This window comes from Paraburkholderia sp. GAS199 (assembly GCF_050436585.1).
Taxonomy (GTDB): Bacteria; Pseudomonadota; Gammaproteobacteria; order Burkholderiales; family Burkholderiaceae; genus Paraburkholderia.
Genome location: NZ_JBNDMM010000010.1, coordinates 179,239 through 204,807 on the forward strand (window position 1 = coordinate 179,239; position 25,569 = coordinate 204,807).

Sequence of the window (25,569 nt, forward strand, 5' to 3'; positions counted from 1 at the left end):
CTCAGAACTGGATGCCCGATCGCTCGGCGACCGTGTGCATGTCCTTGTCGCCTCGACCCGACAGATTCACCAGAAGGATTTTGTCCTTCGGCAAGGTCGGCGCGAGCTTCGTGGCATAGGCCAGCGCGTGACTCGATTCCAGCGCGGGAATAATGCCCTCGATACGGCAGCAATCGTGAAACGCCTTAAGCGCTTCTTCGTCGGTGATGCCGACATATTGCGCACGATTGATCTCTTTTAGCCACGCGTGTTCGGGTCCGACGCCCGGATAGTCGAGCCCGGCCGAGACCGAATGCGTCTCGATGATCTGACCGTTTTCGTCCTGAAGCAAATACGTGCGATTGCCGTGCAAAACGCCGGGGCTGCCACCGATCAGCGAAGCAGCATGACGACCCGATTCGAGGCCGTCACCCGCCGCTTCAACGCCGACGAGCTGCACCGTTGTGTCGTCAATGTACGGATAAAAGATGCCCATCGCGTTCGAACCACCGCCAACGCACGCAATAACGGCATCCGGCTGACGGCCCGTCAACTCGGGCATTTGCACCTTGCACTCGTCACCGATCACACGCTGGAAATCGCGGACCATCATCGGATAAGGATGCGGGCCAGCCACCGTGCCGATAATGTAAAACGTGCTCTCGACGTTGGTGACCCAGTCGCGCATGGCTTCGTTCAGCGCATCCTTGAGGGTGCGCGAACCCGACTCCACCGGCACGACGGTCGCGCCCAGCAGCTTCATGCGATACACGTTGGCGGCTTGGCGGCGTACGTCTTCCGCGCCCATGTAGACCACGCATTCCATGCCGAAGCGAGCAGCGATGGTCGCCGTGGCCACGCCATGCTGGCCCGCGCCGGTTTCCGCGATCACGCGCGGTTTGCCCATGCGCTTGGCGAGCAGCGCCTGCCCGATCACGTTGTTGATCTTGTGCGCGCCGGTGTGGTTCAGGTCCTCACGCTTGAGGAACACCTGCGCGCCGCCGAGCAATTCGCTCCAGCGCTGCGCGTGGTAGATCGGCGAGGGACGACCCACGAAGTACTTCAATTCGCGCTCGTATTCGGCGACGAATTCCGGGTCTTTCTGGAATTTTTCGTAGGCGGCACGCAGCTGGTCGAGCGCGTGGACCAGCGTTTCAGCGACGAACACGCCGCCAAACTGGCCGAAATGGCCTCTTTCGTCAGGCAAGTTGTACATATTGACCACTCTTCTCAGTGAAACGCGCGGCTTTACGGGAAAACCGCGCTGTCAGATTCATTCGGCGTCCGCGGCGCGCACTGCGCGAACGAACGCCGCCATCCGGGCGTGATCTTTCACGCCCTTGGCACCCGGCACTTCGATGCCGCTTGAGACATCGACTGCGTAGGGGCGCACGCGACGGATCGCATCATTGACGTTTTGCGCGTTCAACCCACCACTCAAAACGGCCCGATGCGCGAGCTCTGCTGGAATAAGTGACCAATCGAAAACCTTCCCGCCGCCGCCGTAACCTTCGACATGTGTGTCAAACAGGAGGCCGCTGGCTGCTGAATAGTTAAGAGCTGATTTTACCAAATCAGCCGGCTGAGTATCCGCCGCGACACGCAGCGCGCGCAACCAAGGCAAACCCGCAACCCCGGCGAGCAACTCGCACTGCTCCGGCGTCTCGTCGCCGTGAAACTGCAAAAGCGAAAGTCCGACATTGCTGACGACTTCGCCGACCCACTCCGGCGTGGCATTCACGAACAACCCGACCACCGACACGAACGGCGGCACATTCCGCACCAGCTCGACGGCCTGCGCGACGCTGACGGACCGCGGGCTGGGCGGATAGAAGACAAATCCGATGGCATCCGCGCCCAGCTCGATGGCGTGAGCAACGGTTTCCGGTTTCGACAGACCGCACAGCTTGATGCGCGTACGACGCGGCACGCCTTGCTGAGCTTCTTCAGCGGCGTTCTCGACGGAGAGATTTTCGGTTGCGTTCATATTGACGGTTGCTCGGTCCACACGGTATTCCACGGCACGCTGCCAGTCTGCGGCGCGGGCACGCCGAAATGCTCAGGATAGCCCACTTGCGCGAGGTACAACCCGTCCGGCATGAAGGTCGGCGAGGCGCGATCGCGGCTGCCGCTCGCAAGAACTTCGGCCATCCAGTCGACGGGACGGCGTCCACTGCCGATATCGACGAGGCAACCCATCAGGTTACGCACCATGTGGTGCAGAAACGCATTGGCCCTGAAGCGAAAATGGATGAAGTCGCCCTGTTGACGCAGGTCGATGCCATACAGGTGCTTGATGGGCGTTTTAGCCTGACATTGCGATGAGCGGAACGCCGAGAAATCGTGTTCGCCGATCAGACAGGCCACACCCGCGCGCATTGCGTCGATGTCGAGCCGCCGATGCACCCAGCCGGCTCGCGCCGCCAGCATCGGCGAGCGCACCGGATTGACGTACAGCACGTAGTAATACGTGCGCTCGAAGGCCGAAAAGCGCGCGTGGAACTCGTCGGGCATGGGCTTGGCCCATTGCACGGCAACGGTTTTCGGCAAAAAGGCGTTCGTGCCACGCACCCATGACGATTCGGCACGATCGAGTTCCGTATCGAAGTGGATCACCTGACCGAGGCCATGCACGCCCGTGTCCGTTCGACCGGCGACAACCGTTTGCACGGGCGTCTGCGCGAATTCGCGCAGTGCCCGTTCGAGTTCGTCCTGCACGGTTTTGCCGTGCGGTTGCGACTGCCAGCCGTAAAAAGCCGATCCGTCGTACTGGACGCCGAGTGCAATACGTTTCACGACAACGGCGCGAGGGTTGAGAGCAACGCACGCGCTTCGTTGCGCGTGGCCGGATCGTTCGCCTCGATGACTTCGTTGATGAGCGACCGCGCGCCGGCCAGATCGCCGAGATCGATATATTCGGCGGCCAGATCGAGCTTGTTGCGGGCAATTCGACCGAGATCCGCCTGCGTGAATGCGGGCAGCGGCTGCGCGGGGCTCGGCGGCAACTCGAGGTCGAAATCGAGTTTCAACGCGCCGAAACCAGCGGCGCCGAGGCCCGCGACGGCAGCGTGTCCAGCCGTGCCGGCGGCAATTTCGTCCGCGATATGCGGAGCGTCGTCCGGATCGTACGGCGCGACGGCCTGCTGGGCCGTGCTTTCCGGCGATGCCACGGGATGCGTGGCGAAGCTTTGCGTGCCGATGAGTTCGTCATCCGACTCAATTCGCGGCGGCAACGGCATGTCGAGGCTGCTGAAAGCGTCGAGCGCGTCGCGCGGGAATTCGGACGGCGCCACGGGCGCGATCGGCTTGTGTTCGACTCGCTCGGGCTCGATTGCCGACGCGGGCGCGGCTTCGTGCGAATCGACTTCCGCAGCCGGCTGCTGCACCTCGGCTGCCGGTTCGACGTGCGCGGCCAACTCGTCCTGCACGACCTGCGCCGCAGCCGCGGACGTGTCGGGCAACGGGTGCGCCGACGCGTCGCTGTAGGGCTGCTCGAACGCCGCAGCGGCTCGCGAGCCGAACGGCTGCTGACCGAAATCGATGACGGGCGGCGGAGCGTACTGCTGCGCGGCCGGTTCCACATGCGACGCGGCGGGCGCGACCGATGCATCCGGCTTCTCGGTTGCCGGCTCGTCGTCCCACTGCAGTTGCTGCGCGGGCGCCTCGTGCGGGAACGTCTCGTCGACCGGTTCGAGCGACGTCAACGGCAACGCCTCCGCGCCGAGTTCGGCAGCAGCGGCGAGGCTAGCGGCGGTCGTCGCGCCTTCGAAGTGTTCGTGATGGGTCGGAAGCGGTTCCGCCGCGGCTTCGGCGTCGGCGATCGACGCGCTTTCCGGCACGACGTGGGCTGTGTCGTGATCCATTGTCGGCAGTGTTGCGTCGGAATGCGCGACGGTGGAATCCGTCAACGGAGCCGGGTGAGCCGGTTCGCGTTCCGCCGGGTGTTCGTGCGTATGTTCTGCTGCTGCCCGTTCTGCTGCTGCCTGCTCCGCCGCTGCCCGTTCAGCAGCCGCCTTTTCCGCTGCGGCCTGCTCCGCCGAGAGCCGTTCCGCTTCGGCCTTTCGCGTTGCTTCGAGCGCTTCCGCGCGACGAATTTCTTCCTCACGCTCGGCTGCGACACGCTGCGCCGTCTCGCGAGCGGCCGCTTCGCGTTCGATCGACGCCTGATGCTCAGCGGCGGCAACGTCGGTCACATCCGGCGTCTCGCCGACCACCGGCTGTTCACGCGAGAGCGATTCGTCCTGCGCGTCTGCCGCCACGTCTTCCACGCGCTTGCGACGACGCGAGCGCAGCGCAACCAGCAGCACCACCAGCGCCGCACCCACCGCGGCCGCGACACCCAGACTCGTCTCCGACATGCCGGCTGCAGTGGCGGTCGACGTCGACCCGCCAGCGTGCCCCGACACCGCAGTCGCCGACGAGACGCCCGCGGCCGGCTGAGCGCCGTTCGTCGCGACAGCCGCGCCCGGCGCGGCCTGTCCGCCGATGCCGTGCTTTTGCAATTCCATCAACACGCGATTCTTCAGCGCGAGCAACTGCTGCAAGCTGGAGACGCGCGCCTGCGACGCCGCGGCCGGCACCGCCGCCGTATCCGCCGAGGACGCGCCGGCAGGCGGCTGGATCGATCCGGACCACACATGCGTGCCGCTGGCCGGCGCCGCGGCCTGCGACCCGCCCACCGGAGCGGACGAGGCTGCGCTACCCGACGCTTCCGTAGCCTGCGCCGCCGAGCTAGCCGTGCCGGTTGCGGCAGGCGTGGCGGCAAGCGCTGCCGCGGCACTCGCCGCGCTCGCGGCCGCCGCGTTGACCTGTGCGACGCCACTTGCCACGCCGACCGCCGTCGCCGCATTCGGCGCAGACACGGGTGCCGCTGCCGCCGCGGACGCAGCCGGCTCGGAGGCCGCCGTAGAGGCCGCGGATGCTGCGACCGGCGCACCGGTTGCGTCCAGTGCCGGTACGGTCAGCACGGCGCCCAGCCGCAGCCGGCTCGGGTCATGGCTCATGAACGCGTTCGGGTTCGCGTCGAACAGCGCGCGTGAAGCGCGTGCAAGCGTCGCCCGGTCGTGCGATTGCGTGACGGCAATCGCGACGTCGTTCAATGACTGCCCTGGCTTGATCGTCAGTTGACTGCCGGCCGCGTACGAAACAGCGGCGCTGTCCGGTGCGCTCGCGGCGTCGGCCGGCGCGGCGGTCGCATTGCCGGCGCCAGCGGCTGTCAGCGCAAACGCCAGTGCTGCCGCGGCCGCCGAACGGCCTGTAGCGCGATGCATGAACAAAGCCCGAAGGGATGAGAGTCGAAGGTTCATCGGGACTCCTGGCGCGTCAGCGCGCAGCCCTTTTTTGCGGTTGGAAAGAGACAAGATATTCGGAGCACACAATGAAAAAAGCGCCGCGCAAGCGCGACGCTTCTTGAGTTTTCTACGCGTCGTGAGCGCGTAGTTTACTTTACTTGTCGAGCACAATGCGAAGCATGCGACGCAGCGGTTCAGCAGCGCCCCACAACAGCTGATCGCCGACCGTAAATGCCGACAGATATTCGCCGCCCATCGCCAGTTTGCGCACGCGGCCGACCGGCACCGTCAGCGTACCGGTGACCACGGCCGGGGACAGATCGCGCATCGATGCTTCACGCTCGTTCGGCACGACCTTGACCCAGTCGTTGCCCGACGCGAGGATGCTGTTCACTTCGTCGAGCGGCACATCCTTGTTCAGCTTGATGGTCAGTGCTTGCGAATGGCAGCGCATGGCGCCGATCCGCACGCACAGACCGTCGACGGGAATCGAACCCGGCGCGCCCATAGCCGGCTTGCCGAGAATCTTGTTGGTTTCCGCGCCGCCCTTCCATTCTTCTTTCGACATGCCGTTGCCGAGATCCTTGTCGATCCACGGAATCAGCGAGCCCGCGAGCGGCACGCCGAAATTGTCGGTCGGCATGCGGTCGCTGTTCATGGCGGCGAGCACGCGGCGGTCGATATCGAGAATCGCCGACGACGGATCGGCCAGGTCTTCCTTTGCCGAGCCATACAGCGTGCCCATTTGCTGCAGCAACTCGCGCATGTTCTGCGCACCGGCGCCGGATGCCGCCTGATACGTCATGGCCGTCATCCAGTCGACGAGGTTTTCGCGGAACAGGCCGCCCAGCGCCATCAGCATCAGGCTAACCGTGCAATTGCCGCCGATGAAATTCTTCTGACCTTTGACCAGCGCGTTCTTGATGACGTCGAGGTTGACCGGATCGAGAATGATGACCGCGTCGTCTTTCATGCGCAGTGACGAAGCCGCGTCGATCCAGTAGCCATTCCAGCCCGCCGCGCGCAGCTTCGGGAACACTTCATTCGTGTAGTCGCCGCCCTGGCACGAGATGATCGCTTCGCACTTCTTCAGGTCTTCGATGCTTGTCGCATCTTTGAGCTTGGTCTCGTTTTTGGCGAACGACGGCGCGTTGCCGCCCGCGTTGCTGGTGCTGAAAAACACCGGTTCGATCAAGTCGAAATCGCCTTCCTGCTGCATGCGTTGCATCAGGACGCTGCCGACCATGCCGCGCCAACCTACGAGACCTACGTTCATGACTTCATACCCTTCGAAATGGAAACTTCCCCGCATCTTTGCCCGCAGTGACCGCGCGGGGAAGATGAGCGGGCACGACGGACGATCAGCGTTTCGTGATCGTTTTCGGGGTAATCGATTTAGTGCGCGTTTTGATAGTAATGGCGAGTGCAACCACACGGGCCGTTTTGCCGTGCAGGTTGGACATCGAGGAGATTTGGGAGATCTGCGCCATCGCTACAATATACACGAAAACCTGAATCCGGCGACCTCAACAACTGCCGCAATCGTCCTTATTACGCGCGAATCGGCCTGTTTGAAGGCCGATTCGCGTTTTAAAGACTGCTTAGAGACTATTCGGCGACCTGAATGACCGCTCGCGAGCCGGGCGGCTTAGAGCGCCGCGACGACCGCGTCGCCCATTGCCACCGTGCCGACCTGCTTGCAACCCGGCGTAAGAATGTCGCCGGTACGGAAGCCCTGTTCCAGCACCTTTTTCACCGCGTTCTCGATGCGGTCTGCCTGCTCAGCCTTGTTCAGCGAGTAACGCAGCATCATGGCGGCGGACAGGATCGTTGCCAGCGGATTGGCCACGCCCTTACCGGCGATGTCCGGTGCGGAGCCATGCGACGGCTCGTACAAGCCCTTGTTGTTCTTGTCGAGCGAAGCAGACGGCAGCATGCCGATCGAGCCCGTCAGCATCGCGGCCTCGTCGGACAGAATGTCGCCGAACATGTTGCCGGTGACGATCACGTCGAACGACTTCGGCGCCTTCACCAGTTGCATGGCCGCGTTGTCCACGTACATGTGCGACAGCTCGACGTCTGCGTATTCTTTCGAGACGTCGATCATCACGTCTTTCCAGAACTGCGACGTTTCCAGCACGTTGGATTTGTCGACCGACGTCAGGCGCTTGTCGCGCTTTTGCGCTGCCTGGAACGCGACGTGCGCGATGCGGCGCACTTCGGGTTCCGAGTAACGCATCGTGTCGAAGCCTTCTTTCGCGCCGGCGAACAGGCCGTCCGGCGCTTCGCGCACGCCGCGCGGCGAACCGAAGTAAATGTCGCCATTGAGTTCGCGCACGATCAGGATGTCCAGACCCGAAACGATCTCTTCCTTCAGCGACGAAGCGCCCGTGAGTTGCGGATAGCAGATGGCCGGACGGAAGTTCGCGAACAGTTGGAGATGCTTGCGCAAACCGAGAATGGCCTGCTCCGGACGCAGTGCGCGCTCGAGCTTGTCGTATTTCCAGTCGCCGACGGCGCCGAACAGAATAGCGTCGGCTTCTTTTGCCAGCGCCAGAGTCGAGTCGGGCAGCGGGTGACCCTTCGCCTCGTAGCCCGCGCCGCCAACCGGCGCTTCTTCGAGTTCGAACTTTTCGCCAAGCACGTTCAGGACCTTGACGGCCTCTTTAACGATTTCGGGACCGATGCCGTCACCCGGCAAGACTGCGATCTTCATGCGAATTCCTTGATGATTTCTTCGTGATGATTGAGCCTGAACCAGCGCGGCGCGAAACCCGGCAGCCGCCCTGTTTTCAATTTCACCCGACGATGCGGTGAGCCAGCCACGGTTGCTTCGCGATCCGCTCGGCTTCGAACTGGCGAATCTTGTCCGCGTGACGCAGCGTGAGGCCGATGTCGTCGAAGCCGTTCAGCAGGCAATACTTGCGGAAACCGGCAACCTCGAACGGATATTCAGCGCCGCCGTCGGACGTGCGCACGACTTGCGCTTCGAGGTCGATGGTCAGCTTGAAACCGTTGAACGCGTACGTTTCGTTGAACAGATGGTCGACCTGCTGCTCGGTCAGTACGATCGGCAACACGCCGTTCTTGAAGCAGTTGTTGTAAAAGATGTCGGCAAAACTCGACGCGATGATCGCGCGGAAGCCGTATTGCTGCAGCGCCCAAGGCGCGTGCTCGCGCGAACTGCCGCAGCCGAAATTCTGGCGCGTCAGCAGGATCGAGGCGCCTTGATAACGCGGCTGGTTCAGCACGAAATCCGGATTCAACGGGCGCTTCGAATTATCCTGACCCGGCTCGCCGTGATCGAGATAGCGCCATTCGTCGAAAGCGTTCGGGCCGAAACCGGTGCGCTTGATCGACTTCAGGAATTGCTTCGGAATGATCGCGTCGGTGTCGACGTTTTCGCGATCGAGCGGCGCCACGACGCCGGTGTGTACGATGAATTTATCCATGACGCTTGCGCCTGTTTCAAGTCCGGGCCAGGCGCGTGGCGGCGGGAAAGCCACCACGCGTACTGCCGGCAAAAATCAAAAACCGCTTATTTGTCAGCGTGATTGCTGATCGAATTGCCGAGGTGCGACATGTCCTCGCCGAATCCGTGCACCGTGTTGCATCCGGCCAGACCGAGCAGTAGCCCGGCCAGCGTCCCGAGTGCGAAGCGGCGCAATAGAGTGGTGCGATTCATGTTCTTCATCATGCGATTTATCCAAGCTTGCGAATATCGACGAAATGCCCTTCGATGGCCGCAGCCGCAGCCATCGCGGGGCTCACGAGGTGCGTACGGCCACCGGCGCCCTGACGACCTTCGAAATTACGATTCGACGTGGACGCGCAACGCTCGCCCGGATCCAGCCGGTCGGCGTTCATCGCGAGACACATCGAGCAACCTGGCTCACGCCATTCGAAACCGGCGTCCGTAAAGACCTTGTCCAGGCCTTCACGCTCCGCCTGCGCCTTCACCAGTCCCGAGCCCGGTACGACCATGGCCAGACGGATGTTCGGCGCGACGCGGCGGCCGAGCTTCTTGACGACGTAAGCCGCGGCGCGAATGTCTTCAATGCGCGCGTTGGTGCACGAGCCAATGAAGATTTTATCCGGCTTGATCGACTCGATCGGGGCATTCGGCTCCAGCGCCATGTACTTCAGCGCGCGCTCCATGGCGTCGCGCTTGACCGGGTCTTTCTCGCGTTCCGGATCCGGCACGCGACCGTCGATGGCGGTGACCATTTCCGGCGACGTGCCCCACGTGACTTGCGGCACGATTTCCGCGGCATTCAGTTCGACCACGCGGTCGAACTGCGCGCCTTCGTCCGACTTGAACTGCTTCCAGTATTCGACGGCGTGATCCCACTCGACGCCTTCCGGCGAGAACGGACGGCCCTTGAGGTATTCGACGGTCGTGTCGTCTACGGCGACCATGCCGGCGCGCGCGCCTGCTTCGATTGCCATGTTGCAGACGGTCATGCGGCCTTCCATGGACAGCGCACGAATGGTCGAACCACCGAACTCGATCGCGTAGCCCGTGCCGCCTGCCGTGCCGATCTTGCCGATGATCGCGAGCACGATGTCTTTCGCCGTGCAGCCGCGCGGCAGCGCACCTTCGACCTTCACCAGCATGTTCTTGCTCTTTTTCTGCAAGAGCGTTTGCGTGGCCAGCACGTGCTCGACTTCCGAGGTGCCGATGCCGTGCGCCAGCGCGCCGAACGCGCCGTGCGTGGACGTATGCGAATCGCCGCAAACGATGGTCATGCCCGGCAGCGTGGCGCCCTGCTCCGGCCCGATGATGTGCACGATGCCCTGACGCAGATCGTTCATCTTGAACTGCGTGATGCCATAGGCGTCGCAGTTCGAGTCGAGCGTGTCCACCTGCAGCTTCGAGACCGGGTCGGCAATGCCGTGACTACGGTCTGTGGTGGGAACGTTGTGATCGGACACCGCCAGGTTCGCGCTGATGCGCCACACCGGACGCTGAGCCAGCTTCAGGCCTTCGAACGCCTGCGGGCTGGTGACTTCGTGCAGCAGTTGACGGTCGATGTAGAGAATCGTCGTACCGTCTTCTTCCGTGTGGACCACATGGGTGTTCCACAATTTGTCGTAGAGAGTCTGTGCCATGGTATGCGGGGATAGTATTGACTGCGGGCTGACTGTGTCGGTCGATTATGCCACGCAGAACCGCGCATTGGGCTACCACCCAAGGGAAAAAACCGATAAAAAACAGTGGGTTGGGTGGTAGTGCCGATACCTGTATTAGCGCCACCCGGCACGCGGCCGTGCGTCGCCCAGGTAATACGCGACCCAAACAAAAAGCCCCGACGGCTTGGGCCGTTGGGGCTTTTTTAAACGACTGCGGCTACTGCATTGCGCGACGGGATCTACGATCCAGCCACACCCTGCTTAGCGTTGCGAGATCGGCTTCGCTTCGCGTTGCGTGTCGCCGATGAACAGCTGACGCGGACGGCCAATCTTCTGCTCCGGATCGGCGATCATTTCGTTCCACTGTGCAATCCAGCCCACCGTACGTGCCATCGCGAAGATACACGTGAACATGGAGGTCGGGATGCCCAGAGCGCGCTGCACGATGCCCGAGTAGAAGTCAACGTTCGGGTACAGCTTGCGCGACACGAAGTATTCGTCTTCCAGTGCGATCTTTTCCAGTGCCATGGCCAGCTTGAACAGCGGGTCGTCGTGCAGACCCAGCTCTTCCAGCACTTCGTGGCAGGTTTCACGCATCAGCTTGGCGCGCGGGTCGTAGTTCTTGTAGACACGGTGACCGAAGCCCATCAGCTTCACGCCCGAGTTCTTGTCCTTCACCTGCTTGATGAACTCAGGAATGTTGTCGACCGAGCCGATTTCTTCGAGCATGTTCAGCGCGGCTTCGTTCGCACCGCCGTGCGCCGGGCCCCACAGACAGGCGATACCTGCTGCGATACACGCGAACGGGTTTGCGCCCGACGAACCTGCCAGACGCACCGTGGAGGTGGAGGCATTCTGTTCGTGGTCGGCGTGCAGGATGAGGATACGGTCGAGTGCGCGCACCAGCACGTCGTTGACCTTGTACTCTTCGCACGGGTTCGAGAACATCATGTGCATGAAGTTCGCGCTGTACGACAGGTCGTTCTTCGGGTACGCAAACGGCTGGCCGATGCTGTACTTGTACGCCATGGCAACCAGCGTCGGCAGCTTCGCGATCATGCGAATAGCCGAGACTTCACGGTGACGCGGATTGTTGATGTCGAGCGAGTCGTGATAGAACGCCGACAGCGCGCCGACCGCAGCCACCAGAATCGCCATCGGGTGTGCGTCGCGACGGAAACCGCGGAAGAAGAAGTGCATCTGCTCGTGAACCATCGTGTGCTTCGTGACGGTGTTCACGAACTCTTCTTTCTGTTGCTCGTTCGGCAGTTCGCCCTTGAGCAGCAGATAGCAGGTTTCGAGGAAGTCGGCGTTTTCTGCGAGGTTGTCGATCGGGTAGCCGCGATACAGCAGCTCGCCCTTGTCGCCGTCGATGTAGGTGATCGCCGAGTTGCAAGCCGCCGTCGACATGAAGCCCGGGTCGTACGTGAACTTGCCGGTCTGGCCGTACAGTTTGCGGATGTCGATCACGTCCGGGCCGAGAGTGCCCTTATAAATCGGCATTTCAACGCTCGGCGAATTGTCGCTGAACGATAGCGTGGCTTTAACATCTGACGGGGTCATAGCACATCCTCAATCGAAGTATAGAAACAGGGTTTCGATAATTGCACGCCTGGAACAGCGGCCTTGCAGCGTTCAAGCTTCGCGCAGCAGCTCCAGAAGCCGAATTACATCCGGGTCGGCAAGGTCGCCTTCCGGTTCCTTGCGCGCGAGCAGCAAGTCCATCAGGTCGTTATCGCTCAGCTCGAGCAGGCGGGTAAGTGCGCCCACATCGGCGTCGCTGAGGTCATGCTCATATCGGCTGAAAAAACGTTCAAAGATCAGATCGTTTTCCAGCAGGCCCCGCCGCGCACGCCAACGCAGGCGCGCGCGGCGGAGAGGGTCGGATTGATGCGAGGTTTCTTGCATGTCAGTCGCCGGACCGCTTCCCGACGTAGCGGTTGCCCCGCAAAGGGACCGCGCACGACAGGAAGCGTAGAGGCTTCACATTAAACAGCACGACGAACCATCAATTCCTTGATCTTGCCAATCGCCTTGGTCGGGTTCAGGCCCTTCGGGCAAACGTCGACGCAATTCATGATGGTGTGGCAACGGAACAGACGGTACGGGTCTTCCAGGTTGTCGAGACGCTCGCCGGTTGCTTCGTCACGGCTGTCCGCGATAAAACGGTAGGCTTGCAACAGACCTGCCGGGCCGACGAACTTGTCCGGATTCCACCAGAAGCTCGGGCACGAAGTCGAGCAGCTGGCGCACAGGATACATTCGTAGAGACCGTCCAGCTCGTCCCGTTCTTCCGGCGACTGCAGACGTTCTTTTTCCGGCGGCGGCGTATCGTTGATCAGATACGGCTTGATCGAATGATACTGGTTGAAGAAGTTCGTCATGTCGACGATCAGGTCACGAATGACCGGCAAGCCCGGCAGCGGACGCAGCACGATTTTTTGCGGCAGATCGTTCAGGTTCGTGAGACACGCCAGACCGTTCTTGCCGTTGATGTTCATTGCGTCCGAACCGCACACGCCTTCACGGCACGAGCGACGGAACGACAAGGTTTCGTCAACTGCCTTCAGCTTGAGAAGCGCGTCGAGCAGCATGCGTTCATGCGAGTCGATGTCGATCTCGTACGTTTGCATGCGCGGCGCTGCGTCCTTGTCCGGATCGTAGCGATAGATTTCAAATATACGCTTGGCCATTTCTGAATTCCTTTGACTTGTGCCTTAGAACGTCCGCGCTTTCGGCGGAACCGATTCGACCGTCAGCGGTTGCATATGAACCGGCTTGTAGTCGAGGCGATCGCCTTCGCTGAACCACAGCGTATGGCGCATCCAGTTTTCGTCGTCGCGATGCTCGAAGTCGTTTTGCGCGTGCGCGCCACGGCTTTCCTTACGCGCTTCGGCCGAGACCATCGTGGCGCGGGCCACTTCGATCAGGTTCGCCACTTCCAGCGCTTCGACGCGAGCCGTGTTGAACACCTTCGACTTGTCTTTCAGATGGATATTGTCGACGCGTTCGGCCACTTCACGAATGCGCTCCACACCCTTCGCCAGCAATTCGGACGTGCGGAACACGCCGGCGTGAGCCTGCATCGTGGCGCGGATGTCGTTGGCGACGTTCTGCGTGTATTCGCCCGACGACGACTTGTCCAGCTTGTCCAGACGCGAAAGCGCGAAGTCGGCGGCATCTGCCGGCAGCGGCTTGTGATTCTTGATTTCCCGCACGTGCTTGACGATGTGGTTACCGGCCGCGCGGCCGAACACCACCAGGTCGAGCAGCGAGTTCGTGCCGAGACGGTTCGCACCGTGCACCGACACGCACGAGCATTCGCCCACTGCGTAGAAACCGTTGACCGGGTCTTCGTGACCCTTCGACGTACCCACGACCTGGCCGTGGATATTGGTCGGGATACCGCCCATCTGATAGTGGATGGTCGGCACGACCGGGATCGGCTCTTTAATGCAATCGACGTTCGCGAACTTCATGGCGATTTCGCGGATCGACGGCAGACGCTTCATGATCGTCTCGGCGCCGATGTGCGACAGGTCGAGCAGCACGTGATCCTTGTTCGGACCCACGCCGCGGCCTTCCTTGATTTCCTGGTCCATCGAACGCGAAACGAAGTCGCGCGGCGCCAGATCCTTCAGGGTCGGCGCGTAGCGTTCCATGAAACGCTCGCCGTTCGAGTTACGCAGAATGCCGCCTTCGCCGCGCACGCCTTCGGTAATCAGCACGCCCGCGCCGGCCACGCCGGTGGGGTGGAATTGCCAGAATTCCATGTCTTGCAGTGCGATGCCCGAACGCGCGGCCATGCCCAGGCCGTCACCCGTGTTGATGAACGCATTCGTGGACGCCGCGAAGATGCGACCCGCGCCGCCCGTGGCGAACAGCGTGGTCTTGCCTTCGAGAATGTAGACGTCGCCGGTTTCCATTTCCAGCGCGGTCACGCCGAGCACGTCGCCTTCGGCGTCGCGGATCAGATCCAGCGCCATCCATTCGACGAAGAACTGCGTCTTGGCCGCGACGTTCTGCTGATACAGCGTGTGCAGCAGCGCGTGACCGGTACGGTCAGCCGCCGCGCAAGCGCGTTGCACCGGCTTCTCGCCGTAGTTGGCCGTGTGGCCGCCGAACGGACGCTGGTAGATCGTGCCGTCCGCATTGCGGTCGAACGGCATGCCCATGTGTTCCAGTTCGTAGACGGCGTTCGGTGCTTCGCGGCACATGAACTCGATCGCGTCCTGGTCGCCGAGCCAGTCGGAACCCTTGATCGTGTCGTAGAAGTGGTAATGCCAGTTGTCTTCGCTCATGTTGCCGAGCGATGCGCCGATGCCGCCCTGCGCCGCGACCGTGTGCGAACGCGTCGGGAACACCTTCGACAGCACGCAAACCGACAAGCCGGCGCGCGCGAGTTGCAGCGAAGCGCGCATCCCCGAGCCGCCTGCGCCGACGATAACCACGTCAAACTTGCGACGCGGCAGAGAATTCTTGATTGCAGCCATTCTTTTACACTCTCCAGAGAATCTGCGCAGCGTAGCCCGCACTCGCGAGCAGCCAGACGATCGTCAGTGCCTGAAGCAACAGGCGCACGCCAACGGGCTTCACATAGTCCATCCAGATGTCGCGGATACCGACCCACGCGTGATAGAACAGCGAAAGCAGCGTGACGAACGTGGCGAGCTTCATCCATTGCGTGGCGAAGATCGACGCCCAGCCGTCGTACGAGAAATCGTGCGCGCCGAAGAACCAGGCGAGCAGGATGACGGTGTAGATTGCCATGATGGCGGCGGTGATGCGCTGTGCCAGCCAGTCGCGCAGACCGTAATGCGCGCCCACGACGAGACGCTTCGAACCGATTCGGTTATTAGCTGACATTTTTTAGAATGCTCCGAACAGTTTTGCCGCGAATGCAAGGGTGAGCAGCGACGACACGACGAGAACCACGATGGAGGTCGACTTGCCCTTTTCCTTCGTGACTGCGTTGTGGTTCGTGTCCATCACCAGGTGACGAACGCCGGCGCAGAAGTGAAACAGGAAGGCCCACGCCAGAACGAGCGTGATCAGCTTGACGACGATATTGGAGAGAAAACCTTTGAAGACTTCGAAACTAAGTTCGGAAGTCAGGCTCTGATCGAAGAGGTACAGCAGGAACGGAAGAAAAACAAAAAGCAGACCACCGCTCACGCGATGGAGAATCGACACACGCCCCGCTAGTGGGAGACGGTACGCCGTCAATATCTGCCCGATACCGATGTTCCGGAATTCCGGCCTCGGTTTTTTTACGGCTTCAGCCATGCTAGACCCCTACTATGTAGTCACACTAATCCGCAATTTTAGCGCCTTTTTATATCGCGCTGCAGCGAAAACCACGACAGGTCCGTTACAGCACGCGCGATAAAGGCGCCTTTGAACAGGCGCGCATGTGGGACGCAGCGCCTTCGTTCAGCCCGATTCAACTTAGATCGTTCTGATAGTAATACCCGGTTGTGACATACCAACCTCGCCGCACTTCGACCGGCCGGTCCCCATAGGTATAGGACACGCGCTCGACCGATAACAGCGGAAAACCCGCCGGCACATGCAGCAGATCGGCCACCGCCGGATCTGCCGCGACCGCACGGATTTTCTCCGTGGCGCGAATCATGCGCGTACCGAATTCCGTCTCGAACATGGCGTAGAGAGGACCTTTATACTCCGACAGCCGCTCGAGCGTGAGTCCGCGAAACACTGCGCCAGGCAACCAGATCTCGTCGAGCACGGTGACTTCGCCGTCGAACTGCAGCAAGCGTTTGATGAGCACCACGGGATCGGCGGCCTTCAGATCGAGCTGGCGGGCGATGTCCGCCGAAGCGCGCAAGCGCCGGCATTCGAGCAGACGGCTGACGTGCGGATGTTCCGCGCCGTCATCGGCCAGTAATCTCAGGAAGCGAAACTGGGCGCGATCCTCATTGTGCGTCGCAACAAAAGTACCCTTGCCCTGGCGGCGCACCAGCAGGTTGTCGGCGGCGAGTTCGTCGATCGCTTTGCGCACGGTTCCCTGACTGACCTTGTATCTGGCCGCCAATTCGACTTCACTAGGAATGATCTCGCCAGGCTTCCATTCACCGCTTTCGAGGCTTTGCGTAATCAAGCCCTTGATCTGCTGATACAGCGGACTGAAAGTAGGCGAAGTAGCAGGCGCGCCGGCAGGTACACCTTCGCCCGCGGCCCCTTGGCCGTTGGGATTGGTGGTGTTCGCCGGGTTCGCAGTCATCCGCGCATTTCATCATAAACGGCCCGGTTGCGTCTAGGGTTTTCCCCGCAATAGATGTGTCTTATATAAGACATAAGATAATGTTGACTTTGATCGAATCGACTCCTACACTCCTTGTCGAGCAAGGGTTTGCGGGGTTTTGGGCACCTGTTTTGCGCTACGCAACACAGTGCCGTATTGCACCGGCAGCCACTCTGCACCATGCTGTTCCCACGCAGTCCAGGTTTCGATTCGCCGCCATTCGCTGGTCCGACGCTTGCCGAAACGCGCTGTTTGCAGGAGCCCGCACCGTGCAGCGGCTTCCCGGCGCCTCATGTCCCGCCCCGCTCAGCATTACAGGTTTCCGGCACGGCGGTATTGCCGCAGCGCGCCGCACGGCTTCGGCGGATTCCGATGCCGTACGCGAACAGTTAATTCCGCCGTGTTTCACAACGCTTCGCTGAACGCGCATATAGAATGGCGTTTTCCCTAGCGTCTAACGCATCGTCCTGGAGATTTCTCAATGGCTAAGCCCGCAAAGCGCGTTGCCGTCACCGGCGCCGCAGGTCAAATCGCTTACTCCCTGCTGTTCCGCATCGCCAATGGCGACCTGCTCGGCAAGGATCAGCCGGTTATCCTGCAACTGCTCGACCTGCCGCAAGCGCAAGGCGCCGTCAAAGGCGTCGTGATGGAACTGGATGATTGCGCATTCCCGCTGCTGTCGGGCGTCGTGATCACCGACGATCCGAAGGTCGCGTTCAAAGACGCCGACGTCGCTCTGCTGGTCGGCGCACGTCCGCGCTCGAAAGGCATGGAGCGTAAAGACCTGCTGTCGGCAAACGCCGAAATCTTCACGGTTCAGGGCAAGGCGCTGAACGAAGTCGCCAGCCGCGACGTGAAGGTGCTGGTGGTCGGCAACCCGGCCAACACGAACGCTTACATCGCCATGAAGTCGGCACCGGATCTGCCGAAGAAGAACTTCACCGCCATGCTGCGTCTGGACCACAACCGCGCGTTGTCGCAACTGGCTGCCAAGTCGGGCAAGCCGGTCGCTTCGATCGAAAAGCTGGCTGTGTGGGGCAACCACTCGCCGACCATGTACCCGGACTTCCGCGTTGCAACGGCCGAAGGTCAAGACCTGACCAAGCTGATCAACGACGAAGAATGGAACCGCAACACGTTCATCCCGACCGTCGGCAAGCGCGGCGCAGCGATCATCGAAGCGCGCGGCCTGTCGTCGGCAGCGTCGGCGGCTAATGCTGCGATCGACCACGTGCGTGACTGGGTGCTCGGCACGAACGGCAAGTGGGTCACGATGGGTATCCCGTCGGACGGCTCGTACGGCATTCCTGAAGACATCATCTACGGCGTGCCGGTTACCTGCGAAAACGGCGAATACAAGCGCGTCGAAGGCCTGGAAATCGACGCGTTCTCGCGCGAAAAGATGGACGGCACGCTGAACGAACTGCTGGAAGAGCGCGAAGGCGTTCAACATCTGCTCGGCTAAGCCTTTCATGCCGATAAACCGGAACTCCGTCGCTTCACCGCAGCGGGTTCCGGTTTTTTACATGCGAACGCCGATACGTTTCACAAAAGTGCAGTTCACTGTGCAATTTGTCGTGTCAGTATTCGCCTCTGATCCGAACGCGTTTTGCGTCATGCCTCATTGAACGCCGTAGAACGCGTCCGAATCCGACTCACTCACCAGACCACCCACAATCCTGACGCCGAAGATGCGCGCCCTCACCCCCGCCGAAGTGCTGTTTGACGGCGAAGTGCCGCCCGCTGTGCTGCCTGCCTGCGATCACTACGCCGGCAGCGAGAAGCTGATGCTGAAATCGCTTTCATTGCAGCAGCAACTGGGACCGGTGTTCGACATTACCCTCGACTGCGAAGACGGCGCCCAGGTTGGCCACGAGGCGGAACACGCCGCGCTGGTGGCGTCGCTTCTCGGCAGCGAACACGATCGCTTTGGCCGGGTCGGCGTACGGATCCACGACTTCGATCACCCGCACTGGCGCGACGACGTGCGCCTCATTCTGCGAGCGGCGAAGCGAGCGCCCGCTTACATCACCCTGCCGAAAATCCGTAACGTGCCCGACGCCGCCGAAATGGTCGCCTTCATCGAGGCAACGCGGCGCGAACTCGGCATCGATCGGCCGGTGCCGGTTCAATTGCTGGTCGAGACGCACGGCGCGTTGACGCGTGTGTTCGAACTGGCCGCGCTGCCGGGCGTCGAAGCCCTGAGTTTCGGCCTGATGGACTTCGTTTCCGCGCACGACGGCGCGATTCCCGATACGGCCATGCGCTCGCCCGGTCAATTCGATCACCCGCTGGTGCGCCGCGCAAAACTCGAGATTTCGGCGGCATGTCATGCGTACGGCAAAGTGCCGTCGCATAACGTCAGCACCGAAGTGCGCGACATGAGCGTGGTGGCGAACGACGCCGCGCGCGCCCGCAACGAGTTCGGCTATACGCGGATGTGGAGCATTCACCCGGCGCAGATCGAGGCGATCGTTGCCGCTTTTGCGCCGCGCGACGAGGAAATCGTCACGGCTACGGAAATTCTGCTGGCCGCGCAGTCCGCGCAATGGGGTCCCACGCGCTATCACGACACCTTGCACGACCGCGCGAGCTATCGCTATTACTGGTCGGTGCTGCGTCGCGCGCAATCCACTGGACGCCACGTTCCTCAAGAATCCGCGCCGCTCTTCACGAAAGTGGGTACTAACGGACACGCTACGTCATGAGCATGCCGGTCAATGCGGCGGTTGGCGTGACGGCCGGCGCGAACGCGTCGGGCGGCGTGCTACCAGGTTTCGAAGAGGCAGTTCATGCCGCGGATCGACACGCGGTTCAAGCAGAATCAACAAGCAGGCACAAAGGAGATTGCGGGAGATGAGCGAGACGACGCAAACCGCTGGTGCGCCAGGCGAGGACGGTTCAAAGAGCGGCTTCAAACCCAAAAAGTCCGTCGCGCTGTCCGGCGTGACCGCGGGCAACACGGCGTTGTGCACGGTCGGCAAGACCGGCAACGATCTGCATTACCGTGGCTACGACATTCTTGATATCGCGGGCGCCTGCGAGTTCGAGGAAATCGCTTACCTGCTGGTCCACGAAAAGCTGCCGACCGCGGCCGAACTCACGGCCTATAAAACGAAGCTCAAGGGCATGCGCGGCCTGCCCGCCAACGTGAAAGCCGCGCTGGAATGGATTCCGGCCGCAGCGCATCCGATGGACGTGATGCGCACCGGTGTCTCGGTGCTCGGCACCGTGCTGCCCGAGAAAGACGACCACAACCTGCCGGGCGCGCGCGATATCGCCGACAAGCTGATGGCCTCGCTCGGCTCGATGCTGCTGTACTGGTATCACTACTCGCACAACGGCAAGCGCATCGAAGTGGAAACCGACGACGACTCGATCGGCGGCCACTTCCTGCATCTGCTGCACGGCACGGAGCCGTCGAAGGCGTGGGTCGACGCGATGCACGTGTCGCTGAACCTGTACGCCGAGCACGAATTCAACGCCTCGACCTTCACCGGCCGCGTGATTGCGGGCACGGGATCGGACATGTACTCGGCCATCACCGGCGCGATCGGCGCGCTGCGCGGTCCGAAGCACGGCGGCGCCAACGAAGTCGCGTTCGAGATTCAGTCGCGCTACCAGAACGCGGACGAAGCCGAAGCGGACATTCGCAAACGCGTCGAGAACAAGGAAGTGGTGATCGGCTTCGGTCATCCGGTGTACACGATCTCCGACCCGCGCAACAAGGTCATCAAGGACATCGCGAAGAAGCTCTCGAAGGAAGCGGGCAACACGAAGCTCTTCAGCATCGCCGAGCGGCTGGAGTCGGTGATGTGGGAAGCGAAGAAGATGTTCCCGAATCTCGACTGGTTCAGCGCGGTCTCGTATCACATGATGGGCGTGCCGACGGCGATGTTCACGCCGCTCTTCGTGATTGCCCGCACGGCCGGCTGGAGCGCGCACATCATCGAGCAGCGGGTCGATAACAAGATCATCCGTCCGAGTGCGAATTACACCGGACCTGAGAATTTGAAGTTCGTGCCGCTAAATAGGAGAAAATAGCGGTCGCTGTGCGCTTTCGAAGCGCGTGCAGTTCAACCCTCGCGGTCGCCAGGACCGGTAGCCCGCGAATTGGTCAACTGAAATTAGATAGAAAGGTTTTCTCCATGAAAAAGCTGATGATCGCCGCCGTGATTGGCGCCCTGTCCACGACGATGCTGACCGTCGCGACTGACGCCGCCGCGCAAACGGCGACCACCACGAAGCCCGCCGCCAAGGCCGTGCCGAAGAAGCCGCAGCCGCGTCGCCTGATCAAGCGCAAGGCCAACCCGGCCAAGGAAGCGAAGGTCGATCCGGTACCGGACGGCGCAGAAAAGTGGTCCTGCAACGAAGGCCTGTCCTTCGAACTGAAAGGCGACATGAAGCGTGACCAGATCGTCACGGTTCACTGGGCGAACAAAAACTACAATCTGCCGCGCGAAGCCACCACCACGGGCGCAGACCGTTTCCACGACGCAGCAACGGGCATGGACCTCGTCGTGATCCCGACGAAGGCAATGCTGTTCTCGGACAAGGACAGCTCGCGTCTGGCCGACGAGTGCAAGACGGCAGCGATGGTGGAAGGCGCACCGGCACCGACGCAATCGAACGCGATCAACAAGACGAACTAATCGTTACATCAGGAAAACTCCCCGATGTCCGCTCCGATTTCCAACGTACGACCCGATCCGGACCAGGTCCTGGTCGATATCGTCGATTACGTTCTGGAATTCCCGATCGACAGCACGCTCGCGCTGGAAACCGCGCGTAACTGCCTGATCGATACGCTCGGCTGCGGACTCGAGGCGTTGACCTACCCGGCCTGCACCAAGCTGATGGGACCGATCGTGCCGGGCACGATCGTCCCCAACGGCGCGAAGGTGCCCGGCACGTCGTTCCAGCTGGACCCGGTCCAGGCGGCGTTCAACATCGGCGCCATGATCCGCTGGCTGGACTTCAACGACACCTGGCTTGCCGCGGAGTGGGGTCATCCGTCGGATAACCTGGGCGGCATTCTGGCGACAGCCGACTGGCTCTCGCGCAGCGCCATCGCAGCGGGCAAAGCGCCGCTGACGATGAAAGACGTGTTGATCGGCATGATCAAGGCGCACGAAATTCAAGGCTGTTTCGCACTCGAGAACTCCTTCAACAAGGTTGGGCTCGATCATGTGCTGCTGGTCAAGCTGGCGAGCACCGCGGTGGTCGGTCAGTTGATCGGTTTGAATCGCGAGGAATTGATCGACGCGGTGTCACAGGCGTTCGTCGACGGACACGCGCTGCGTACGTATCGTCACGCGCCGAACACCGGTTCGCGCAAGTCGTGGGCGGCGGGCGACGCCACCTCACGCGCCGTGCGGCTCGCGTTGATCGCAAAAACCGGCGAGATGGGCTATCCGTCGGTGCTGACGGCAAAGACGTGGGGCTTTTACGACGTCCTGTTCAAGGGCAACGCGTTCCGGTTCCAGCGTCCGTACGGTTCGTACGTGATGGAAAACGTGTTGTTCAAGATCTCGTTTCCGGCTGAATTCCACGCCCAGACGGCGGTGGAAGCGGCCATGGCCCTGCACTCGCAACTCGCCGCAACCGGCAGGCGCGTGGAAGACATCCGCAAGATCACGATCCGCACGCACGAGGCGGCGATTCGCATCATCGACAAGAAAGGTCCGCTGAGCAATCCGGCCGACCGCGATCATTGCATTCAGTACATGGTCGCCGTGCCGCTGATCCACGGCCGTCTGACGGCGGCGGATTACGAAGATGCGATGGCGCGGGACGCACGTATCGACGCGTTGCGCGGCAAAATGGAATGTATCGAAGACCCGCAGTTCACGAAGGATTATCACGATCCGGAGAAGCGTTCGATCGCCAATGCCATTACGATCGAATTCAACGACGGGTCGACGTTCGAGGAAGTCGTAGTCGAATACCCGATCGGTCACAAGCGACGTCGCGAAGAAGGCATTCCGTTGCTGGTCGAGAAGTTCAAGACCAATCTCGCGCGGCATTTTCCGATCAGGCAACAACGGGCGATTCTCGACGTGTCGCTGGATCAGGCAAGGCTCGAAGCCATGCCGGTCAATGAGTACGTCGATTTGTACGTCATCTAGTCAAGTACTGTAGTTCCGCGATCAAACCAAGGAAAACACCATGGCCCACAACCTCCACAAAACGCTCAAGGAATTCGACAGCGGTTCCGGCAAAGGCAAGTTCTACTCCCTGCCGCAACTCGGCAAGGCGCTGGACATCAAGATCGACCGCCTGCCGGTTTCGATCCGTATCGTGCTGGAATCGGTGCTGCGTAACTACGACGGCAAGAAGATCGCCGAAGAACACATCGAGCAACTCGCGAACTGGAAGCCGACCGCCGCACGCGTCGACGAAATTCCGTTCGTGGTGTCGCGCGTCGTGCTGCAGGATTTCACCGGCGTGCCGCTGCTCGCCGACATCGCTGCAATGCGCGGTGTCGCAAAGCACATGGGCAAGGATCCGAAGTCGATCGAACCGCTGGTCCCGGTCGATCTCGTGGTGGATCACTCGGTACAGATCGATCACTTCCGCGAAAAGAACGCGCTCGACCTGAACATGAAACTGGAATTCCAGCGTAATAACGAGCGCTACCAGTTCATGAAGTGGGGCATGCAGGCATTCGATACGTTCAAGGTCGTGCCGCCGGGCGTCGGTATCGTTCACCAGGTGAACCTGGAATATCTGGCACGCGGCGTCCACAAGAAGGCCGAAGGCGCGGACACGGTCTACTACCCGGATTCGCTGGTCGGCACCGACAGCCACACCACCATGATCAACGGTATCGGCGTGGTGGGCTGGGGCGTGGGTGGTATCGAAGCCGAAGCCGGCATGCTCGGCCAGCCGGTGTACTTCCTGACGCCGGACGTGGTGGGCGTCGAACTGAAGGGCAAGCTGCGCGAAGGCCTGACGGCAACCGACCTGGTTCTGACCGTCACCGAACTGCTGCGCAAGGAAAAGGTCGTCGGCAAGTTCGTCGAGTTCTTCGGCGAAGGCACGGCGTCGCTGTCGCTGCCGGACCGCGCAACGATCGGTAACATGGCGCCGGAATACGGTGCGACCATGGGCTTCTTCCCGGTCGACGAAAAAACCATCGACTATTTCAAGGGCACGGGCCGCACGGAAGCCGAAATCTCGGCCTTCGAAAACTACTTCAAGGCACAAGGCCTGTTCGGTATTCCGAAGTCCGGTCAGATCGACTACACGAAAGTCGTGACGCTGGATCTCGGCACGGTCACGCCGTCGCTGGCAGGTCCGAAGCGCCCGCAAGACCGTATCGAAATCGGTCACGTGAAGTCGACGTTCAGCGATCTGTTCTCGAAGCCGGTGGCAGAAAACGGCTTTGCAAAGAAAGAAGCGGATCTGGAAGCGCAATACACGACGAGCAACGGCGTCGACGTGAAGAACGGCGACATCCTGATTGCCGCCATCACGTCGTGCACGAACACGTCGAACCCGAGCGTGCTGCTGGCTGCCGGCCTGCTCGCGAAGAAGGCCGTGGAAGCCGGCCTGACGGTCGCTCCGCATATCAAGACTTCGCTGGCTCCGGGATCGCGTATCGTCACGGAATACCTGACGAAGACGGGTCTGCTGCCCTACCTCGACAAGCTCGGTTTCACGCTGGCTGCTTATGGTTGCACGACCTGTATCGGCAACGCGGGCGATCTGACGCCGGAACTGAACGAAGCGATCGTGAAGAACGACATCGTCGCGGCAGCCGTGCTGTCCGGCAACCGTAACTTCGAAGCGCGTATTCACCCGAACATCCGCGCCAACTTCCTGGCATCGCCGCCGCTGGTCGTTGCTTACGCTATTGCAGGCAACATCACGCGCGACCTGATGACGGAACCCGTCGGCAAGGGCAAGGGCGGCAAGGACATCTACCTTGGCGACATCTGGCCGACCAGCGAAGAAGTCAACGCGCTGCTCAAGTTCGCACTGGACGCAGACGCGTTCCGCAAGAACTACTCGGCGCTGACCAAGAAGGGCGACCTGTGGAGCAAGATCGAGGGTGAAGAAGGTCAGGTCTACGACTGGCCGAAGTCGACGTACATCGCCGAGCCGCCGTTCTTCGGCAGCGATTTCTCGATGACGCCGGCCGACAGCATCGCCGCCGTGACCAACGCACGCGCGCTGGGCATCTTCGGTGACTCGGTCACGACCGACCACATCAGCCCGGCTGGTTCGATCAAGGAAGATTCGCCGGCAGGCAAGTGGCTGAAGGAAAACGGCGTGCAGAAGGCCGACTTCAACAGCTACGGCTCGCGTCGCGGCAACCACGACGTGATGATGCGCGGCACGTTCGCCAACGTCCGGATCAAGAACCTGATGATCCCGGCGAAGGCAGACGGCACGCGTGTGGAAGGCGGCCTGACGATTCATCAGCCGAGCGGCGAACAACTGTCGATCTACGATGCGGCGATGAAGTACATCGACGCCGGCACGCCGACCGTGGTGTTCGCGGGCGAAGAGTACGGCACGGGCTCGTCGCGCGACTGGGCTGCAAAGGGTACGCAATTGCTGGGCGTGAAGGCCGTGGTCGCACGCAGCTTCGAACGGATTCACCGTTCGAACCTGGTCGGCATGGGCGTTCTGCCGCTGCAGTTCAAGGGCTCGGACAGCGTGCAATCGCTCGGCATCACCGGCGAAGAAACGTTTGACGTGGAAGGACTTGGCAGCGACTTCAAGCCGCAACAGGAAGTGACGCTGGTGATCCGCGACAAGGACGGCAAGGAGAAGCGCGTGCCGGTTCTGCTGCGCATCGACACACCGATCGAAGTCGATTACTACAAGCACGGCGGCATTCTGCCGTTCGTGTTGCGTTCGCTGCTGGCCGCTTAAGCCAGGCGATTCGCG

At 61.5% G+C, this 25,569-nt stretch carries 22 protein-coding genes; 6 read left to right on the forward strand and 16 right to left on the reverse strand.

The annotated features are described in order from the left end of the window. Window position 1: 1 nt before the first annotated feature. The 16 genes from trpB to P3T18_RS31745 form a co-directional block, all read right to left on the reverse strand. Window positions 2-1,195: a tryptophan synthase subunit beta gene (trpB, locus tag P3T18_RS31670; RefSeq protein ID WP_429303913.1), complete on the reverse strand. Its 1,194-nt coding sequence runs from the start codon at window positions 1,193-1,195 to the stop codon at window positions 2-4. Between the two features lie 57 nt (window positions 1,196-1,252). Beyond that, the gene (locus P3T18_RS31675; RefSeq protein ID WP_429303914.1) at window positions 1,253-1,966 is read right to left on the reverse strand and encodes a phosphoribosylanthranilate isomerase; all 714 of its coding nucleotides are present in this window, start codon (window positions 1,964-1,966) and stop codon (window positions 1,253-1,255) included. Then, window positions 1,963-2,775, reverse strand: coding sequence for a tRNA pseudouridine(38-40) synthase TruA (truA, locus tag P3T18_RS31680; protein WP_429303915.1), 813 nt, complete (start codon window positions 2,773-2,775; stop codon window positions 1,963-1,965). Before truA ends, P3T18_RS31675 begins: the two co-directional genes overlap by 4 nt. Further along, complete coding sequence (locus P3T18_RS31685) at window positions 2,772-5,285, reverse strand: FimV/HubP family polar landmark protein (RefSeq protein ID WP_429303916.1); 2,514 nt, start codon at window positions 5,283-5,285, stop codon at window positions 2,772-2,774. Before P3T18_RS31685 ends, truA begins: the two co-directional genes overlap by 4 nt. A 139-nt stretch (window positions 5,286-5,424) precedes the next feature. Then, window positions 5,425-6,546, reverse strand: coding sequence for an aspartate-semialdehyde dehydrogenase (gene asd / locus P3T18_RS31690; RefSeq protein WP_429303917.1), 1,122 nt, complete (start codon window positions 6,544-6,546; stop codon window positions 5,425-5,427). 372 nt (window positions 6,547-6,918) lie between these two features. Then, entirely contained in the window at window positions 6,919-7,986 is a 1,068-nt protein-coding gene (gene leuB, locus P3T18_RS31695; RefSeq protein WP_429303918.1) for a 3-isopropylmalate dehydrogenase, read from the reverse strand. Window positions 7,987-8,068: 82 nt separating this feature from the next. After that, entirely contained in the window at window positions 8,069-8,722 is a 654-nt protein-coding gene (gene leuD, locus P3T18_RS31700) for a 3-isopropylmalate dehydratase small subunit (protein ID WP_429303919.1), read from the reverse strand. A gap of 86 nt (window positions 8,723-8,808) precedes the next feature. After that, window positions 8,809-8,967: an entericidin A/B family lipoprotein gene (locus P3T18_RS31705; protein WP_028196115.1), complete on the reverse strand. Its 159-nt coding sequence runs from the start codon at window positions 8,965-8,967 to the stop codon at window positions 8,809-8,811. Window positions 8,968-8,972: 5 nt separating this feature from the next. After that, the gene (gene leuC, locus P3T18_RS31710; protein WP_429303920.1) at window positions 8,973-10,382 is read right to left on the reverse strand and encodes a 3-isopropylmalate dehydratase large subunit; all 1,410 of its coding nucleotides are present in this window, start codon (window positions 10,380-10,382) and stop codon (window positions 8,973-8,975) included. Window positions 10,383-10,664: 282 nt separating this feature from the next. Further along, on the reverse strand, window positions 10,665-11,966 hold the full coding sequence (gene gltA / locus P3T18_RS31715; protein WP_429303921.1) for a citrate synthase: 1,302 nt from the start codon (window positions 11,964-11,966) through the stop codon (window positions 10,665-10,667). 72 nt (window positions 11,967-12,038) lie between these two features. Beyond that, window positions 12,039-12,311: a succinate dehydrogenase assembly factor 2 gene (locus P3T18_RS31720; RefSeq protein WP_429303922.1), complete on the reverse strand. Its 273-nt coding sequence runs from the start codon at window positions 12,309-12,311 to the stop codon at window positions 12,039-12,041. Window positions 12,312-12,391: 80 nt separating this feature from the next. Then, a complete protein-coding gene (locus P3T18_RS31725) occupies window positions 12,392-13,096 on the reverse strand; it encodes a succinate dehydrogenase iron-sulfur subunit (protein ID WP_074766662.1) in 705 nt (234 codons plus the stop codon). Window positions 13,097-13,120: 24 nt separating this feature from the next. Beyond that, a complete protein-coding gene (gene sdhA / locus P3T18_RS31730; RefSeq protein WP_429303923.1) occupies window positions 13,121-14,896 on the reverse strand; it encodes a succinate dehydrogenase flavoprotein subunit in 1,776 nt (591 codons plus the stop codon). Window positions 14,897-14,900: 4 nt separating this feature from the next. After that, on the reverse strand, window positions 14,901-15,269 hold the full coding sequence (gene sdhD / locus P3T18_RS31735) for a succinate dehydrogenase, hydrophobic membrane anchor protein (RefSeq protein ID WP_429303924.1): 369 nt from the start codon (window positions 15,267-15,269) through the stop codon (window positions 14,901-14,903). A 3-nt stretch (window positions 15,270-15,272) separates the two neighbouring features. Further along, entirely contained in the window at window positions 15,273-15,689 is a 417-nt protein-coding gene (gene sdhC / locus P3T18_RS31740; protein WP_429303925.1) for a succinate dehydrogenase, cytochrome b556 subunit, read from the reverse strand. Between the two features lie 157 nt (window positions 15,690-15,846). After that, entirely contained in the window at window positions 15,847-16,647 is an 801-nt protein-coding gene (locus P3T18_RS31745) for a GntR family transcriptional regulator (protein ID WP_429303926.1), read from the reverse strand. 502 nt (window positions 16,648-17,149) lie between these two features. Here P3T18_RS31745 and P3T18_RS31750 point away from each other — a divergent pair. From P3T18_RS31750 to acnA, 6 genes are all read left to right on the forward strand, one after another. Next, window positions 17,150-18,133, forward strand: a complete 984-nt coding sequence (locus P3T18_RS31750) for a malate dehydrogenase (protein WP_169487260.1) — start codon at window positions 17,150-17,152, stop codon at window positions 18,131-18,133. 226 nt (window positions 18,134-18,359) lie between these two features. Further along, window positions 18,360-19,376 carry an HpcH/HpaI aldolase/citrate lyase family protein gene (locus P3T18_RS31755; RefSeq protein ID WP_429303927.1) on the forward strand — a complete coding sequence of 339 codons (1,017 nt, stop codon included), beginning with the start codon at window positions 18,360-18,362 and terminating at the stop codon, window positions 19,374-19,376. 148 nt (window positions 19,377-19,524) lie between these two features. Next, window positions 19,525-20,712, forward strand: a complete 1,188-nt coding sequence (gene prpC, locus P3T18_RS31760; RefSeq protein ID WP_429303928.1) for a bifunctional 2-methylcitrate synthase/citrate synthase — start codon at window positions 19,525-19,527, stop codon at window positions 20,710-20,712. A 104-nt stretch (window positions 20,713-20,816) separates the two neighbouring features. Continuing rightward, window positions 20,817-21,320 (forward strand): hypothetical protein, encoded by a 504-nt coding sequence (locus P3T18_RS31765; protein WP_429303929.1) that lies wholly within the window; start codon window positions 20,817-20,819, stop codon window positions 21,318-21,320. Between the two features lie 24 nt (window positions 21,321-21,344). Beyond that, entirely contained in the window at window positions 21,345-22,796 is a 1,452-nt protein-coding gene (locus tag P3T18_RS31770; RefSeq protein ID WP_429303930.1) for a bifunctional 2-methylcitrate dehydratase/aconitate hydratase, read from the forward strand. 40 nt (window positions 22,797-22,836) lie between these two features. Continuing rightward, window positions 22,837-25,554 carry an aconitate hydratase AcnA gene (gene acnA / locus P3T18_RS31775; RefSeq protein ID WP_429303931.1) on the forward strand — a complete coding sequence of 906 codons (2,718 nt, stop codon included), beginning with the start codon at window positions 22,837-22,839 and terminating at the stop codon, window positions 25,552-25,554. Window positions 25,555-25,569: the final 15 nt, after the last annotated feature.

Excerpts from the sequence above, each read along its gene's own strand:
- P3T18_RS31750 (WP_169487260.1), top strand. The coding sequence starts at position 17,150 with ATGGCTAAGCCCGCAAAGCGCGTTGCCGTCACCGGCGCCGCAGGTCAA.
- P3T18_RS31685 (WP_429303916.1), bottom strand. The coding sequence starts at position 5,285 with ATGAACCTTCGACTCTCATCCCTTCGGGCTTTGTTCATGCATCGCGCT.
- leuC (WP_429303920.1), bottom strand. The coding sequence starts at position 10,382 with ATGGCACAGACTCTCTACGACAAATTGTGGAACACCCATGTGGTCCAC.
- P3T18_RS31770 (WP_429303930.1), top strand. The coding sequence starts at position 21,345 with ATGTCCGCTCCGATTTCCAACGTACGACCCGATCCGGACCAGGTCCTG.
- sdhA (WP_429303923.1), bottom strand. The coding sequence starts at position 14,896 with ATGGCTGCAATCAAGAATTCTCTGCCGCGTCGCAAGTTTGACGTGGTT.
- gltA (WP_429303921.1), bottom strand. The coding sequence starts at position 11,966 with ATGACCCCGTCAGATGTTAAAGCCACGCTATCGTTCAGCGACAATTCG.
- sdhD (WP_429303924.1), bottom strand. The coding sequence starts at position 15,269 with ATGTCAGCTAATAACCGAATCGGTTCGAAGCGTCTCGTCGTGGGCGCG.
- trpB (WP_429303913.1), bottom strand. The coding sequence starts at position 1,195 with ATGTACAACTTGCCTGACGAAAGAGGCCATTTCGGCCAGTTTGGCGGC.
- P3T18_RS31675 (WP_429303914.1), bottom strand. The coding sequence starts at position 1,966 with ATGAACGCAACCGAAAATCTCTCCGTCGAGAACGCCGCTGAAGAAGCT.
- sdhC (WP_429303925.1), bottom strand. The coding sequence starts at position 15,689 with ATGGCTGAAGCCGTAAAAAAACCGAGGCCGGAATTCCGGAACATCGGT.
- leuD (WP_429303919.1), bottom strand. The coding sequence starts at position 8,722 with ATGGATAAATTCATCGTACACACCGGCGTCGTGGCGCCGCTCGATCGC.
- prpC (WP_429303928.1), top strand. The coding sequence starts at position 19,525 with ATGAGCGAGACGACGCAAACCGCTGGTGCGCCAGGCGAGGACGGTTCA.
- leuB (WP_429303918.1), bottom strand. The coding sequence starts at position 7,986 with ATGAAGATCGCAGTCTTGCCGGGTGACGGCATCGGTCCCGAAATCGTT.
- asd (WP_429303917.1), bottom strand. The coding sequence starts at position 6,546 with ATGAACGTAGGTCTCGTAGGTTGGCGCGGCATGGTCGGCAGCGTCCTG.
- P3T18_RS31765 (WP_429303929.1), top strand. The coding sequence starts at position 20,817 with ATGAAAAAGCTGATGATCGCCGCCGTGATTGGCGCCCTGTCCACGACG.
- P3T18_RS31745 (WP_429303926.1), bottom strand. The coding sequence starts at position 16,647 with ATGACTGCGAACCCGGCGAACACCACCAATCCCAACGGCCAAGGGGCC.
- P3T18_RS31755 (WP_429303927.1), top strand. The coding sequence starts at position 18,360 with ATGCGCGCCCTCACCCCCGCCGAAGTGCTGTTTGACGGCGAAGTGCCG.
- P3T18_RS31720 (WP_429303922.1), bottom strand. The coding sequence starts at position 12,311 with ATGCAAGAAACCTCGCATCAATCCGACCCTCTCCGCCGCGCGCGCCTG.
- acnA (WP_429303931.1), top strand. The coding sequence starts at position 22,837 with ATGGCCCACAACCTCCACAAAACGCTCAAGGAATTCGACAGCGGTTCC.
- P3T18_RS31725 (WP_074766662.1), bottom strand. The coding sequence starts at position 13,096 with ATGGCCAAGCGTATATTTGAAATCTATCGCTACGATCCGGACAAGGAC.
- P3T18_RS31705 (WP_028196115.1), bottom strand. The coding sequence starts at position 8,967 with ATGATGAAGAACATGAATCGCACCACTCTATTGCGCCGCTTCGCACTC.